Source organism: Filimonas zeae, from assembly GCF_014641615.1.
GTDB lineage: Bacteria > Bacteroidota > Bacteroidia > Chitinophagales > Chitinophagaceae > Filimonas > Filimonas zeae.
Genome location: NZ_BMIB01000001.1, coordinates 1,041,562 through 1,057,181, shown reverse-complemented (window position 1 = coordinate 1,057,181; position 15,620 = coordinate 1,041,562). Strand labels below are relative to the sequence as shown.

8 protein-coding genes are annotated in these 15,620 nt (G+C 48.1%); all 8 read right to left on the bottom strand.

Annotated features, from left to right (window positions below):
* Window positions 1-7: 7 nt before the first annotated feature.
* Genes IEY13_RS04345 through IEY13_RS04310 form a run of 8 tightly spaced genes read right to left on the bottom strand, consistent with a single transcriptional unit; the run spans window position 8 to window position 15,604 of the window.
* Window positions 8-2,020, bottom strand: a complete 2,013-nt coding sequence (locus IEY13_RS04345; RefSeq protein ID WP_188950720.1) for an aceric acid hydrolase — start codon at window positions 2,018-2,020, stop codon at window positions 8-10.
* A 30-nt stretch (window positions 2,021-2,050) separates the two neighbouring features.
* Entirely contained in the window at window positions 2,051-4,228 is a 2,178-nt protein-coding gene (locus IEY13_RS04340; RefSeq protein WP_229687723.1) for an alpha-L-rhamnosidase-related protein, read from the bottom strand.
* Window positions 4,229-4,238: 10 nt separating this feature from the next.
* Window positions 4,239-5,813, bottom strand: a complete 1,575-nt coding sequence (locus IEY13_RS04335) for a sodium:solute symporter family transporter (protein WP_188950719.1) — start codon at window positions 5,811-5,813, stop codon at window positions 4,239-4,241.
* A gap of 32 nt (window positions 5,814-5,845) precedes the next feature.
* Entirely contained in the window at window positions 5,846-6,916 is a 1,071-nt protein-coding gene (locus IEY13_RS04330) for a Gfo/Idh/MocA family protein (protein WP_188950718.1), read from the bottom strand.
* Window positions 6,917-6,956: 40 nt separating this feature from the next.
* Window positions 6,957-9,509: an L-rhamnose mutarotase gene (locus IEY13_RS04325; protein ID WP_188950717.1), complete on the bottom strand. Its 2,553-nt coding sequence runs from the start codon at window positions 9,507-9,509 to the stop codon at window positions 6,957-6,959.
* A 7-nt stretch (window positions 9,510-9,516) separates the two neighbouring features.
* The gene (locus IEY13_RS04320; RefSeq protein WP_188950716.1) at window positions 9,517-10,386 is read right to left on the bottom strand and encodes a sugar phosphate isomerase/epimerase family protein; all 870 of its coding nucleotides are present in this window, start codon (window positions 10,384-10,386) and stop codon (window positions 9,517-9,519) included.
* A gap of 18 nt (window positions 10,387-10,404) precedes the next feature.
* Window positions 10,405-11,811: a DUF4974 domain-containing protein gene (locus IEY13_RS04315; RefSeq protein ID WP_188950715.1), complete on the bottom strand. Its 1,407-nt coding sequence runs from the start codon at window positions 11,809-11,811 to the stop codon at window positions 10,405-10,407.
* Entirely contained in the window at window positions 11,798-15,604 is a 3,807-nt protein-coding gene (locus IEY13_RS04310) for a family 78 glycoside hydrolase catalytic domain (protein WP_188950714.1), read from the bottom strand. Before IEY13_RS04310 ends, IEY13_RS04315 begins: the two co-directional genes overlap by 14 nt.
* Window positions 15,605-15,620 lie beyond the last annotated feature (16 nt).

Genomic DNA, 15,620 nt, shown 5'->3' with positions numbered 1-15,620 from the left:
CATACACTTACCGTATCAGCGGTAACCATACCGCCATATCTGTTGTACCGCGGTTGGCCCAGGCGTAGTAAGGAATCAGCTTTATAGTAACCGGCTGTGTACGCGGGTTTACTTCCCGGTACAGGCTTTTATTCCAGTCAGCCACCGGCAATATACGCGCTTCACCCTGTAAAGCCATCAAACGGGCATTGTCAATAGTAGCGGCTACCGGTTGTAACTGTATACTGGCAGGTATAGCAATGTCAGTTACTTTCTGCCCCGCCAGGTCTGCACTTTCCAGACAGTATACCACAGGCCCGCGTTTTACCGTAACCTGGTTACGCGCTTCTTCTACCAGCGGGTTGGCTTCTACCAGGGTAGCAGGCATATCCATTACCAGCTCCACCTTATCCCCTGCTTTCCATTTGCGGTTCAGCGCTGCATAGCTACCACTTTGTACCGCTACAGCTTTGCCGTTAACAGTAACGGTAGCATTACGGCACCAGCCCGGTATACGCAGGTAAATACCGGTTTGTTTTTCCGGTGCTTTTTGTATGGTAAGCGTTACCGCGCCATTCCAGGGGTAATCAGTAGTTTGCTCCAGTTGTAATGGCGATCCGTCTGGCAGCACCGTAGACAATTTGTTACCACCGTACATATCTATATACAAACCATCCTTATTCAGGCTGTACATATAGCTACTTACTTCTGCAATGGTACGCACCGTATTGGGCGGGCAGCAGTTAGATAAAGCTATATAGGGCTTTCTGCCGCCTTCCCAACGCATATGGTAAGGAAAATCAGCCGAAGCAGCCAGCGGATTGGTATAAAAGAAATCATTCCCATTCAGGCTTACACCACTCAACACGCTGTTGTACAAAGTCAGCTCCACCACATCAGCATATTTCACATCGCCGGTCAGTTGCAGCATACGGCGATTCCAGAGTACATTGCCAATATTGGCGCAGGTTTCGTTATAAGCCGTCAGGTTAGGCAGCTGATAATCGCGACCGTAAGACTGATGCACGCGCTGCACCGTATCCGGATTATAAGAAGTACCATCTACCGATACACCATCATACAAAGCACCACAGCCACCGGTAATATACATTTTACGGGTAATCACATCCTCCCATAAATGGTTCAGTGTATGCAGTAATGCGGTATCGCCTGTTTCTGCATATACATCTGCCACACCTGCCAGCAGGTAGTTGGCACGTACCGCATGACCAGCTATGCGCTGCATATCCCGGAAAGGGGCGCGGTCTGAATTATCATCTGTACCTTCTGTTTGGCCACGTATATCAATCAGCTTTTTAGCCAGTGCCAGATAACGCTTCTCCCCCGTGGTGCGGTACATTTCAATAATACCCATATAGTGCGAGGGGCAAATAGCATTTCGCGCCTGCTCCGGAGTAGCCTTGTTATAAAAGCCTTCCAGAAAGTCAGTGGCTTTTTTAGCTACATTCAGCAGCGAGGTTTTGCCGGTTGAGCGGTAATGTACGCAAGCCGCCGTCATCAGGTGGCCAAAATTGTACGCCTCAAAGCTCAGCTTATCATCAAACATATTCCGCTTGCCGGTCTGCTTCTGTTCAATGATTGATTTGGTGTACACGTATCCATCCGGCCGCTGCGCTTTGGCTATTACTGCAATGGTGCGGTCCATCATGGCATCCAGCTTTTTATCTTTTGTTGCTGCATACATGGCCGCTACGGATTCCAGTGTTTTATAAAAGTCCCCATCATGAAAAGAGGGGCCTTTAAAAGAACCGGTATCCATCCCTGCTGCTATTTCAAAATTCTTAAATGAATGGCACAGGTCTGCATCATTATAGGTAGCCCATAAATGCGGCACCATAGAATCCCGGCACACCGCAAACCGCTCCGCCCAAAAGCCAGAGGTCCACTGCACACTGCCCATATCAACGGTGGTGCGGCCTGCGTACGGGCTGGTACTTGTATTTACCAATCCGCGCTGCTGGGCAAAACTGCTGCCCAGCGCTCCCGCTACCATCCCGGTTACTATTATCCACTTTTTCATAGTCCTGTTCTTTACCAGCTTCACAATGCGTTACAGTGCAGTATATTTTACACGGTACGCTTTTCCTTTTTCCAGCACCAGTTCATATTCCTGGTTGCCTTTGGCTACTATAGTACCTTCGCTGCTGGCCGGTTTGCTTTTGCTTTTAAACCGAAGCGTACCCGTACCAATGGGTGATTGCAGCTTTATCTCCGTAGTACTGCAATACACCTGTATATTACCACCCGGTGTAGGCACTTCTCCTTCCATCCACTTCAAACCGCCCAGCGCAGGTGTTACTGTATATGTACCATAACCTGCTGCCACTGGTGTTACACCCAGATAATACTTACCCAGCAAATACAAAGGGCTTGCACCCCAGGCATGGCACAGGCTTTTACCAAACGGCCTGCCATACATGGCGTAATGCTCCGCTCCTTTCTTAGCCGGGTTATACTCTTCCCAAAACGATGTAGCGCCCAGGTTAAGCATGCCACCCCAGTAATCTTTCATCTCTTTCAACACATACGCCTGCTCGCCTAAAGCACACAAGGCTTCCAGTTCATAAAAACGCATATACGGCGTGGTAATAGCAGGTACCTGATTGTTCAGCAATACTTGCTTTTTTACACCTTGTTGCTGCTGCTCATTCAGATAGTTGAAAAAGATAGCAAACATATTGGCGTAGCGCGTTACATGGTCCGTAGGCTGCCCGTTAATGCGGCTGTGTACCAGCGCCTGTTTGCTGTTATTCCAGTACCAGTTAAACAGCTTTCCTTTCAGGTCAGTAGCCAGTTGATTATACGTCTGCTGTTGTTTATTATCGTTTACAATACCAGCACACAGGGCCATGGTTTCCAGGCTACGGCAAAAGAGCAGTTGCTCAAAGCTTACCTCGCCCTTTTTACTCAGTCCATCGGCCCAGTCAATAAACACCCAGTCTCCGGATAAACCTTCCATCAGCCCTTCTTTGTTTCTCCGGCCCAGGCAGTATTCCATCAGCGACTGCATACGTGGGTAACATAGTTTAATAAAGCTGCTATCGCCGGTGTAGCGGTAATAATCATAAATACCCAGGAACCAGTAAAAGGTATAATCCATAATGGTATTAATATGGCTGGTTACCGGGTCTTTACCACGCTGCGCCAGTAAAGTACGGGTTACGGTTGCGGAATCAAAATACAGGTAGTAGTTCATCAGATAGCTCTGATAAGCATCCCCACTCCATACCCATCGGTCGCGTTTAATACCATCAATAAAAAACTCGCGTGTAGCCAGGCGCAGGGTGTATTTAGATACATCGTAAATCCGGTTAATCTCTTCATCCGAACAACGGAAGCCACCTTTGTCTTTCACATCTGCATACTCGTACAGCATAGAAACAGAATCGTAGCTAACACCCGCTGCCGGTTGTAACTGCACAAAGCGGAAAGCTTTGGTAAGCGGCAATACAGAATCTTTAGCCTGTGGCTGGTTCAACTCCAGTCTGTCCAGCGTTTCGCAGGTTTCGGTAGCCAGCGCTTCCTCGCGCGATTCGCCGTAATACAACGAAAGATTGCCTTTGCCCTTCAACCCGTGAATGCGTATATAGCCAAAGGTTTCTTTACCAAAATCCAGTAGCTGCCCCTGCGGCACCTGCTCTTTCTTTACCGCAAAAGCGGGCGTAACAGGCAGGCGGTAAGCAGACGGAGGTTGTAGCGGATTGTTAAACCCACCGGTAGCAGCAGGCTGCCAGATAGTGCCGGATTGGTCAGATACTTTTCCGGTAGCATCAATCCACTCCTTATCTTCAAACGTTACCTGCCAGCTGCCATCTGTTACAAACGTTTTTCCTTTCAGGTATATGGCAGGTACACGGTCCTGACAAAACACTTTCATATCCAGTACATGCTTTCCGGCAGGCAGCGTAATACGTGCTGGCTTGCCCGGCAGCAGTCTGGTATCCAGTTTTATATTGTATTCCCCCTCTACATACACATCCACTTCCTCTGCAGCAGATAAATCCAGCACTTTATGAAAGTTGATGAGTACATAATGGTTATCCAGCTTCCAGAACGGCGGAAAGAAAGAGCCGCGCTCTGTACGTCTGTTCTGCATTTTATTGCTCAGCCATATTTCAAAGTCGCCCGGATAGTATATCCAGGTGGCCTGTTGCGCAAAGCTTGCTACCGACTGCACCAGCAGTGCGCCCAGCAGAAAACGTCGTATGCCTGATGTATATTTTTTCACGTTGGTTGTTTTAATTAAAGAACAAATAGAGTGCTATCATGGTTATGATTAATAAGGTCCATACCAGCTTAACCCGGTTGGTAGGCGGCTCAATAGTTTGTATAGTATTCAACGCCACTGCCTTCTCTTTATCCAGCAGCGAAACAAATACTGCTGCTACCAGCAGTATGGCAAACAGTATAAACGACAACAGCAGATAATGCGGCCAGAAGCTGTATTCCGATGCTGGCAATACCCACAGGTACACCACGCCGGTTAACAGACTAAAAGCAGAACCTGCAGATAAAACCAGATTTACCGCTTTACGCGTAGTGCGCTTCCAGAATACCGATAACAGAAACACTACAGATAAAGGCGGCGCTATAAAGCCGAGTACCGACTGAAACACATCAAACAAATTCAACCCTTTAATACTATCAATAGCCAGTGCCACCGCTACCGCAAACACACAGCCTGCAATAATGGTATAACGGCCCACTTTCACTATTTCCTGATTGGTAGCTTGCGGGCGATATTTCTTCACATACACATCCATGGTAAAAACCGTACTCAGCGAGTTGAGGGAGGAACCAATGGTACCTACCAGCACCGCAATCAGTACAACAATTACCAACCCGTTCATACCCGGAGGAAACAGATTGGTTACCATAGTCATATACGCCTCATTCGGGTCTTTCAAACCTGGATACAGCACATAGCACAGTATACCCGGCAGAATAAACAAAGGCAGAGACAGTATTTTCAGCCAGCCTATAAAGCTTACTCCCAGCTGTCCCTGCTCCAGGTTCTTTGCCCCCAGCACACTTTGCACCATGGCCTGATCGGTACAGAAAAAAGCCACCGCCGCTACGGGGTAACCTAATAAGATGGCGTACCAGGGATATTTGGGGTCACTGGCAGGATGCACCAGTTTCCAGTAATCCGCCGGTACCTTATGATACAGTGCGCTGATGCCTCCGGCCTTGTCCAGCCCTATAATCATCAGCGTAAGCGATACCGCAATTAATAACAACATCTGAAACACATTCACCCTTGCTATGGCCCGCAGTCCGCCTGCAAACGCAAACAAGCCTGCAAATAACACCAGCACGGTTACCGATTGCCACATGGGTATACCTAATATCTGCCTTACCAGAAAGCCGCCTGCAAACAAGCCTAGCGACAACCACGATATCAGCATTTTAATCAGCGCATACCAGGCCAGTATATTCTGGGTGGAATTGCCATAGCGCTGGCCCATATATTCCGGCATGGTGGTAACACCGGCTGCCAGGTAACGTGGGGCAAACACTACCGCCAGCAGAAACAGAAACACAAATGCATACCAGTCAAAGTTTACCGCCACAATACCCGTACTGTAACCAATACTGGCAAAAGCCAGCAACATGGATGGCCCTACATTGGTACCCCACATATTAAAGCCAATACTGGCCCAGCCTAACGATTTGTTGGCCAGAAAAAGGGTTTCATCCTTTTTACCGGATGCACGGCTGGCGCGGTAACCAATTACCAGCAGAATCAGCAGGTAAGCAATTACTATCGCGTAATCCAGCGTGGTAAGTTTTTCTATGATATTGTGTTTCATTCTTTCCTATGGCAATAAACAGTGAACAGATATTACAGCGAAGCCAGCCCGTGTGCTTTCAGCAGATCGGCCACTTTTACAGGCACACCGGTCTGAAGCGATTGATCCATGGCCTGTAACAGCGCAATGGTACCAACTCCTTCCTGCACATCCGGGTAGGCTACCGTATTGTTCTCAATAGCATCTGCGAAATACTCCAGATAATTCTGATATTCTCCCGCGTGATGGCTCTTGCCCTCAAAGCGGAAATAGTGTTTCAGCTTATGTTCCCAGGTAATAATTTTTTCTTCACCGGTATTGGTGGTAATGGCATAACGCAAATCCATATAATCACCCTGACTGCAACCTTCTGTTCCACGCAGTATACAGCTCATTTCACTGTCTCGCGTAACCGGCTGCACAGGGCCTGTATAGGCACCACTTACACGGGCAACACGCCCATCGGTACTTTTGAAAATAAAGTGCATGGTATCCGAGTTCTTTAAACCGCCCTTCTGCCCATTGCTGCTGAGCATGCCATAACCCATTACTTCTTCAATATTGGGCAGGTACCAGCGGATAAAATCTACCGGATGGCTCAAACCACCATACAACCATTTAAAGCTGTTCTGTAACGACCATGGCTTTTCCAGAAACCAGCGGTGGTCTGCATGGTAATAGGCTTCTATCGTAATCAGCTCCCCTATCAGCCCCGCTTCATAATCTGCACGCTGGCGCTTCATTGGTTCAAAAAAGCGGGAACTCTGCCCCACAAATACTTTCTTACCGGTCTGTTCTACCAGATCCAGCAATTCTTTCGCTTTAGACAAATCATCAATAAACGGCTTGGTACATACCACGTGCTTGCCGTGGCGCAACGCGTGGGCTACGTGTTCTGCATGCAAATGATCGGGAGTGTAAATGGCTATTACATCAATTTCCTTATCATCCAGCATATCCTGATAATTGGTAGTATACTGATGAAAATCAAACTCCTTTGCGCGCTGTCTGCACAGTTCCTCATTACGGTCGCAAACGGTTTTTAAACGGTATCTGCTGCTGTTCAGTGCAGCAGACATGGTACTTCTGCCCTCACCCAATCCCAGTATTCCAATCGTCAACATAAAAAATATTTTACCTTTTTGAATTTTAACTTTTGAATTTCTACTTCAACTCCACCCATACTTCCCCTGCCGCAGTACCCGGAATACCTTCCTGATACTCTTTCATCAAACGATTCCATTCATCCACGCGCGGGTTGTTTTCTGTTGTTTTCGGGTTCAGCTCATCCAGCTTTTTCCCTTTCGGTATGCTAATTACCAGCATCAGCTGCCTGCCGTTTCTAAACAACAGCAACTGCTGAAAATCAGCCTTACAAAAACCGTTGCTTACTTCCGGCCATTGGGCAAACTGCGTGGCATGGTACTGCAGGTATTCGCGTTGTAATGCGGTATCAGATGCCAGGTTTGCGGTAAGCAGGGTATGCTCCCATTCCTCCGCAACATGCGTACTATCACATTTACCCCGGTCAAATACGTAAAAAGGATTTTTGTATACTTTCACCTGCACTTCCTTACCTGTTTCGTTCATCAGTAAATGCTGAAGGCGCTCTGCTGTTTTTTCCGGATAATCCATTACCGCGTATATCACGTAATGGTTCTTCCACTGCTGTAACCCGTCATACCCCACTACCTGCCGGTTCAGCAACTCGTGTATCTTATCTGCATAACGCTTATCCGCCTTAGGTACAATCACTTCTATAATAGCAGGCTTTGCAGATATAGCTCTCTGCTGCAACTCTGGCCGGCCGTTGTTAATCAGCACTCTGGTATCCACTGGTGCTCTCTCCTGTAACAGTTGCTGCCAGGGGGCCTGTATGCCTGCCTTTCTGCGTATACTGTCGTTTACCTGCGGGCCGTTGTTTACCCAGCTGTTATTAGGCCCGTTAGCGTTTTGCAAAAACTTCTGCGCCGGGCACCAGTTGTTATTTACCGTATAGTAAGCAGTGCCCTCATCGGTATACAGATAAAACCAATGCACGGGAATATGTGCATACGGTGCTTTGTAAATACTGTCAATATAGTTTTCGCTGATTACAGAGCCGGGTTGTGCAGACAAAGTATACACTGCCGCCACATCGTACATACGTTTTCCATAGTGATGGATCCTGTTACCAAACACCCGGTTGTTACGCATTACGTTAATGGTTTTAGTCCAGCCCCATCCAACGCATATGCCGGAGTAAGACACTTCACTTACATCGTTATGCTCAATATTAATGCCTTTTACAAATCCGGCGCTGATGCCCACCGTACCCCAATCTTCATTGGTAACATCCGTAACCAGGTTATTGGCTATATGCGTATTGGTACAAACCTCTCTGGTATCAGTGGGGTTATATGGCAAATGCGCTTCAAAGGCTTCATCAGAATATACACCAACCTGTATACCCGTACCACCAATATCCTTAAACAGGTTGCCGGTAATATTATCATTCAGCGCACCACGGTGATAATCCAGCCCGGTAGAGGCCAGGTGCTCAAAACGGCAACCTTCAAAACCGGTATGCTGTGTATAACTCAGTTCCACCGCAGCAGTAGGTCTTCCCACCCATGCCTGATTCTCTAATCCTTTTTTATCGGGCGTGCCGGGTATCTTCAGTTTATAGGCATCCAGCATATACAAACCGGCCTGTAAAGGCACATGCCCTTTTTGCGATGGCCGCAACCATCCGGTATAGGCAAAGTTGATTCCTTTAAACTGTACATACTGCACAGGGTTATCAATAGTACCCGCCACTTTAACCAGCGTTTCCTGCCAGGGGGCTATCACCTCTGCATCAGATAGACGCTCTGCCTCTGTGGGCCAGTAGTATAACTGCTGCGTTTTTGTATCCAGATACCACTCCCCCGGTTTGTCCAGCAACTGAATGGCATTAGTAAGATAAAAAGCAGAGTTACCCGTAGAAGCCGATTGCCAGGGCGCAGGCCAGGGATGTTCAGATTGTATTTTACTTTCCGGTTGTTCAAATGAAAGCAGGGTGCTATCGCCATGTACTTCCAGTTGCTTCACGCGCAGCATCGCTACCGCCCACCACTGATGTATCAGCATTTCCAGCCCCTGCACTTTTTCCAGAGCGGGTACAGGTGGTGTAGGTATCCAGCACTGTTCCGTTTGTTTGTTCCACGATAAAATGCGGCAAAGGCTGTCCTCATTGCTATACCTTGCCCGCACCGCCTTGCGTCCGTTCACCCACAACTGGCGAAACAGAAAAGGATTACCACCCACCGCAGGCACATCGGCTACCCATATTTTACCTTTGGCGGCTGCCGGTAAACCCGGTACAGTAGCCACTTTCTTCCAGCCGGTAATACGTACACCGCCACTCAGCACCGGCTGCTCGCCGGGTATGGCTTCAATGGTGGTGGGACTATCAGCAGTACCAGCATCTTCGGGCCGTATAAATACCGGCTCGTATAAGTTGTAAGTACCACCCATCATCCAGATATGAATACCGCCTTTAACAGCAGGATCATGCAGGCGCCTCATCTCCCTTGCCTGCCTTAACGCAGCCTGCAGGGTGGCCCTGGGTTGCTGCCGGGTACCGGGGTGGGCATCATTGCCGTTTACCGATACATAAATGTCCGCAGCACCTGCTGTTATAACAGATGCACACAAACAAACGATAGCCAGCAACGAAAGACCGCATTTTTTCATAGTGCTGTTATTTCTTTCCGTTTTGAAATATCTTTTTCAGGTACGCTGTATTCGCACCGTAGTTTCCTTTCACATCCGTAGGCTTCCTGGCATCGCGCGAACGTTCAATTACCAGCCATCCCTGCCACTTCATTTTATCCAGCACCTTCTTCACCTTCGGCATATCAATCTGCGGATCGTTCTCCAGCCACACACTGTCTTTATTGGTACAATGTATCATGGCAATACGGTCTTTACCCAATGTCTTCAGCTCCTTGTATAAGTCACGCCCCTCTTTTAACGGGCTGGAAAAGTTGAAGTATATTTTAATAGCAGGTGAGCCAATGGCTTTCAGCAGCATCACTTCTTCCGCAGCGCTTAAAGCTGTTTCAATACCTATTACCACACCAGCCGCTTCTGCCATTTTACCGGCCACCTGTAAACGTGCCACTACCGAGTCGCGCACTTCCGGGTTCTTCCGCAGATCGCATTGTACGCCCAGTGGCAGAAACGATACTTTCACATGCATCAGCTGCATGGTTCTAATACAGTCAGCTATAGATTGTACATATTCCGTACGGTTGCAGAAAGATTGCGCATAATAACCGGTCATAGCAATGGAACAGATTTCCACCTTTTCATCGCGTACCTTATCCGTAAACTGCTGCCGCAGAGAATCTACCAGCAGCTTGTTATCAAACGTAGGCCGGTTGCCCAGCCCCCCCATGTCCAGCTCCAGTCCATCCGCCCCTAACTGCCGCGTTAATGAAATGGCAGAAGGCTTCTGGCGTTTCAGCAGCATCAAATCTATCAGCCCTATTTTATACCGTTGTGCACCTGCGGCAGTAGCCAGCAGCAGTACGCTCAGTAAACATGCAATTCCTTTTCTGTATAGCATAACATCGTTTATAAATCATTAATGGCCGGTACTCTTCTTCCAGAGTTGTTCCAGCTTATCAAAACCATGTATGGCATTGGCAGGCAGCTTTTCGCCATTATCACCAAACACATACATCGCCTGTTCTTTTTCAATGGTAATTTTCGTTTCGTCAATATTACCCGCTGCATCCTGCACCGCCGCCAGGTTCAATCCCAACTGCCTGGCCATAAAACGGTATACCGCTGTACGCTTGTTAATACCAAAGTCATGGCCTTCAGCAGGCAGGTGTACATTTTCTACATTATCAATCTGATTATAATACCCATACATCTTTTGCAGGTAAGGAAAATCGTGCTCCGGCGTTTTATCCGTCCAGTCGCCACCATCACTTACCAGCAGTTGCGGACGTGGCGCTGCCATAGCAGCAATTTCCACGTTATTGGTACGGTTGCCGCAGTTATGAATGGGCATACCGCTTTCACAGGGGCAACCACCGTAGAAATACGAGCTGATGGCCACCACCGGTGCGCTCACCTTAATACGATCATCAATAGCAGTAACCAGTACGGTATGGCTACCCGCACCCGAACCACCGGTAATACCCACGCGTGCCATATCTGCATCTTTTAAAGAAAGCAGGTAATCGAGTATGCGTATAGAACCCAGCGCCTGCACAGACATAGACAAGCTTTTTCTATGATCTTCACTCTGAAACTGCAATAACGATTCACCCCAGGCAAACAGATCATAACTAAAAGCCATCGCCCCCATACGCGCCAGCGCCGCACAACGGTACTGGCAATCCGGCCGGTAACGTTGCTTAGTCCAATGCCCATCAGGGTTCAGTAGTACAGGAATCTTTCCCTTATACTTTGCAGGCTTATACAGCGATCCGTTTACGTATACACCCGGCAATATTTCAATAGCAATATTGCGCACGGTATATCCATCAAACTTTCTTTCTGCGGTAATAATAGGTTGCGAAGCAGGTGCTGCCGGCAAAGGTGATAACTGTAAAGCTTCCAGCAGGCAAGGCTTCAGTAACGCCTTCCGCTGTTCCCATTCTGTAACATTGGTATACCGGGCAGCAAGCCTGTCCAGCTCTGCCCAGCCCTCTGCTACCGGCCAGCGGTAGTATTCGTACACACTCAGCTTATAAACCTTATCCTTCTCTTTTTTTACTTTCAGGTCCAGCGGTTTCAGCACATTATCCAGCGTAGCTTCCACATCGCCCCGGTAACGCCAGTCTGCATACTGCACCCACTTACCAGCCACCATGGTATCCTGGTACTTAATACGTACACCGTATACCGATTCAATATTCGTCAGCACCTCTTTCAACGGTCTGCGATACTGGTCGTCAGCGTTTTGCTGCGCCCCTGCCGGTTGGTTTACCAACAGCACAAGGCAAGCCAGCCCTACTATGTACTTAAGGTTCTTCATTAGAGGCTCCTTTTGCCGCAGCAGCGGTGCTACCCGGCCATTGTTCATTTACAATCTCTTTCATCTCCAGCTGTGCAGGGTCTACCTTCACATACTTCACTCTCTCCCTGCGCCAGGTGTATACAATGTGTATCATACCATCTGCCCCCTGTATTACAGAAGGGTAAGAATACTGGCTTACCGGAGAATCTTCCAGCAGCAGCGATGCGTACCAGGTTTTACCGTCTTTGCTCAACGCCACATTCAGCGGCGTACGGCCTCCCTTACCTCTCGGCAATTCAGGAGCAGGTTTTACGTGATTGTAAACAATCAGCTGTCTGCCATCTTTCAGGCTTACTGCATCGGTGCCGGAGTTGTTGTTGGGCAGTCCGCTTAAAGTCATGGCACTCCAGGTTTTACCACCATCGCTGCTCCATGCCTCGCCTACATTGCGGCTTTGTGTTCTGCACAGTATCTGTAAACGGCCATCTGCATATTCTAAAATACTGGGCTGTATTGCCTGTATGGTTTTACCGTCGTTAATCGGTTCTGTTTTAGTCCAGGTGCGGCCCTCGTCTTTCGTCATTTCAAAATGTACTTTCCAGCCATTACCTTCTGTGCTGGAGGGGCAAATCAACACATCCCCCACCTGTACCGGCTTGTTCTTAATGGGGCCGAGTATACCTTCCGGCAATGCCTCCGGTTTGCCCCAGGTAATACCATGGTCTTTAGAACGCATCATCCAGCCTTTCCAGCTGGAAACCTTTGCGCCCAGTTTATAAAACAACAACAGATCACCACCAGGCACCTGATACAATACCGGATTGTAAGAGGATACACGCACACTATCATTCTGCACACCATTGGCAACAGACACTGGTGTAGTCCACATGGTTTTCCCTTTATCTAAACGGCTTACATAAATCTCCACATCTTTATTGGCCTCTTTGGTGCCACCAAACCAGGAAACAATTAAACCTGCCGGTGTTTCAGCAATGGTAGAAGCATGGCTTTCCGGAAAAGGTGCTCTGTTAAAGATGAATTCATCCACCACTATACCCTTCTTAAACGGCTCTACCGCTGTAAAGGAATATTTACCGGAAGCAACACGATGCACCAGTGTACGCCCTTCTTTGCGCAAAAACTGTATACCAGCCACTTTAGCAGCAGGCTTGCCACCCTCGGTTACATATTGCTCTTCTAAAGCAGGTATATAAATTTCCGCAGAAGTATTGGCGGGTATCGTAATCTGCCAGCTGAATTTTCCATTCTCTCTTTTCCAGTCGCTTTCAATTAAACCATAGGGCGATTGATAGGTACCACGGGCAAAAGGCAGTCCGGTAATATTCTCCGGCTTCATTACTATTTTATGAAAAGCAATATCAGTATCGTCTGAACGTATACCAGCCACACTTTCATACAACCAGGTCAACAGATCACCCAGCAGCATCACATGGTTTTGCGAATTCATCTGCGGGTTGGCAGTATTGCCATTCCACAGCTCCCATATAGTGGTTGCACCGTTGGCAGCCATATACCCCCAGCTGGGGTAGCTGGTGTTGGATGCCAGCGTATACGCAATATCTGCACGGTCAAAGCGCGTAAGCCCGCGCATCAGCCATTGTATACCTATCACGCCTGTGCTTACGTGCATGTGGTTCTCAATTCTGATTTTTGCGTAAATGCTGTTGAACACCACTTCCTGCTGGTCAGCCGGTACCATACCAAAGTACAGCGGCAGCAGGTTGGCAGTAACGGTATTGTTATCGTAGCACTTCTTTTGTTTGTTATAAAACCGATCATTAAAAGCCTGTTTAATCTGTCCTGCCAGCGTACTGTAAGCAGCCACATCTTCTGTTTTACCACTCAGGCGGGCAAACTCCTGCATGTATTGCAACAGCTGATAATAATACGCGGTAGCAATGAGGGTACCGTTGGTATTACGCAATGAATCGCGAGAACGGATCAACTCCAGTGATTCAGGCGGCACACACCAGTCGCCATATTTATCTTTCGTTACCAGATAGTTTTTCATATACCGGCTCTGCATATAGCTCATCCATTTTTTCATGGAAGGGTAATGCTTCACAATGGATTGTTTATCACCATACTGATGGTACAGCATCTGCGCCACCAGTATATACGTACCTGGCCAGGTAACGTTATCGCTGTAATAGTTCCAGAAAGCAGGTGCCACATCCGGAATAGCTCCCTCTGCGGTTTGTGCTTCTTCAATATCATCTAACCACTTGCTGTATAAAGCGGCGTTGTTAAACAGAAAACTCTCACCCAGTGCACCGGTGGCACGGTCGCCCAACCAGGGCTGGCGCTCGTTGCGTTGCGGGCAATCCACCGGCATGCCTTTATAGTTAGAGGCAATGCCCCACCATGCATTACGGAAAATGGTATTCACCGTAGCATCTGCTGTTTCCAATGTGCCGGTAGTTTCCAGTGCATCAAATACCAGCTGCCCTTCAAAATCCAGTACCGTTGGCTTACCGGGATAACCAATAATCTCTGCATAACGGAAACCCTGATATACAAAAGCAGGATGCCATACTTCTGTACCCTGCCCCTTCAGCGTATAGCTATGGGTAGCTCTGGCATCGCGCAGGTTGGCGGTGTATAAAGTACCATCTGCTTTCAGACTTTCTGCAAAATGCAGTTCTACCGTTTCACCCTGTTTGCCTTTTACACGCATCTGTAACCAGCCTGCAAAATTCTGGCCCATATCCAGTATATATCCATTGGCAGAAGGCTTTATAGATACCGGGGCAATGGTTTTCATCACCTTCATCGGCGCCATCATCTGCGCTTTCAATATACCCTGCGGTGCAGATACCAATTGCGCCGGCTGCCAACCTGCTGCTGCATCTGCTGTAGCCAGGGAGCGTTTGCCGGTCAGTTCTTTACGGGCATCATACTCTTCACCATCATATTCATTGTTGCTGCGTACAGGGCCATCGCCGTTCAGCTTCCATTTGTCATCACTCACCACGGTTTCGGTAGTGCCATCTGCATAAGTCAGCTCCAGCTGAAACAACAACTTCGGATAACCAAAGGTGTTTATCTTCTGTGTTTTGTAGTTCTGGCGCATGGTAAAGTAACGGCCGTTACCCAGCGCAACCAGAATCTCTTCCTTTTGCTGTTGCAGTTGGTCGGTTACATCGTAGGTATTATACAATACACTCTTACGGTAGTCTGTAGGCGCAGGCGATAATACCTGGTTGCCGGTTTTCTTTCCGTTAATATACAGCTCGTACAATCCCAGCCCGGCCACATAGGCTACAGCTTTTTTTATCTTTTTAGTGTGGCGGAAGGTAGTACCTACATAACGGGCGCTTAAACGCGACCATTGGGTTACACTATCCCACGCAAAAGCTTTATCATAGCCTATCCATCGGCCTTTCCAATCGGCCGGCTTCAGCAGTCCCATTGTCCAGTACGCTTTCTCCGCGGATACAGCAGTGCCTTTATTGGTATATACTTTTACTTTCCAGTAACAGGCTGTACGGCTGCTGAGCGCCTTGCCTGCATAAGGCACCAGTACGCTCTGGTCGCTGTTTATTTTGCCGGATTGCCATACATCGCCCACACCCGCTGCCAGCTTTTGCGGTGTAGAGGCTACGGTAATTTCGTAAGCCACCTGCTTTACGTCTCTTTCACGGCTGGTGAGCTGCCAGCTTAAACGTGGCGTAGTGGCATCTATGCCTAAAGGGTTTTCCAGCATTTCACAACGCAGCTGCACCACCTGCACCTGTGCAGTGGCGCAAAGGCCGGTGAGTAACAATGCTATGAACAGATATAATTTCATTGGATTGGTTTAATTG

What these genes read in the sequence shown, in the direction of transcription:
- IEY13_RS04345 (WP_188950720.1), bottom strand. Translation starts at nt 2,020, where the DNA reads ATGAAAAAGTGGATAATAGTAACCGGGATGGTAGCGGGAGCGCTGGGC.
- IEY13_RS04335 (WP_188950719.1), bottom strand. Translation starts at nt 5,813, where the DNA reads ATGAAACACAATATCATAGAAAAACTTACCACGCTGGATTACGCGATA.
- IEY13_RS04330 (WP_188950718.1), bottom strand. Translation starts at nt 6,916, where the DNA reads ATGTTGACGATTGGAATACTGGGATTGGGTGAGGGCAGAAGTACCATG.
- IEY13_RS04325 (WP_188950717.1), bottom strand. Translation starts at nt 9,509, where the DNA reads ATGAAAAAATGCGGTCTTTCGTTGCTGGCTATCGTTTGTTTGTGTGCA.
- IEY13_RS04320 (WP_188950716.1), bottom strand. Translation starts at nt 10,386, where the DNA reads ATGCTATACAGAAAAGGAATTGCATGTTTACTGAGCGTACTGCTGCTG.
- IEY13_RS04315 (WP_188950715.1), bottom strand. Translation starts at nt 11,811, where the DNA reads ATGAAGAACCTTAAGTACATAGTAGGGCTGGCTTGCCTTGTGCTGTTG.
- IEY13_RS04310 (WP_188950714.1), bottom strand. Translation starts at nt 15,604, where the DNA reads ATGAAATTATATCTGTTCATAGCATTGTTACTCACCGGCCTTTGCGCC.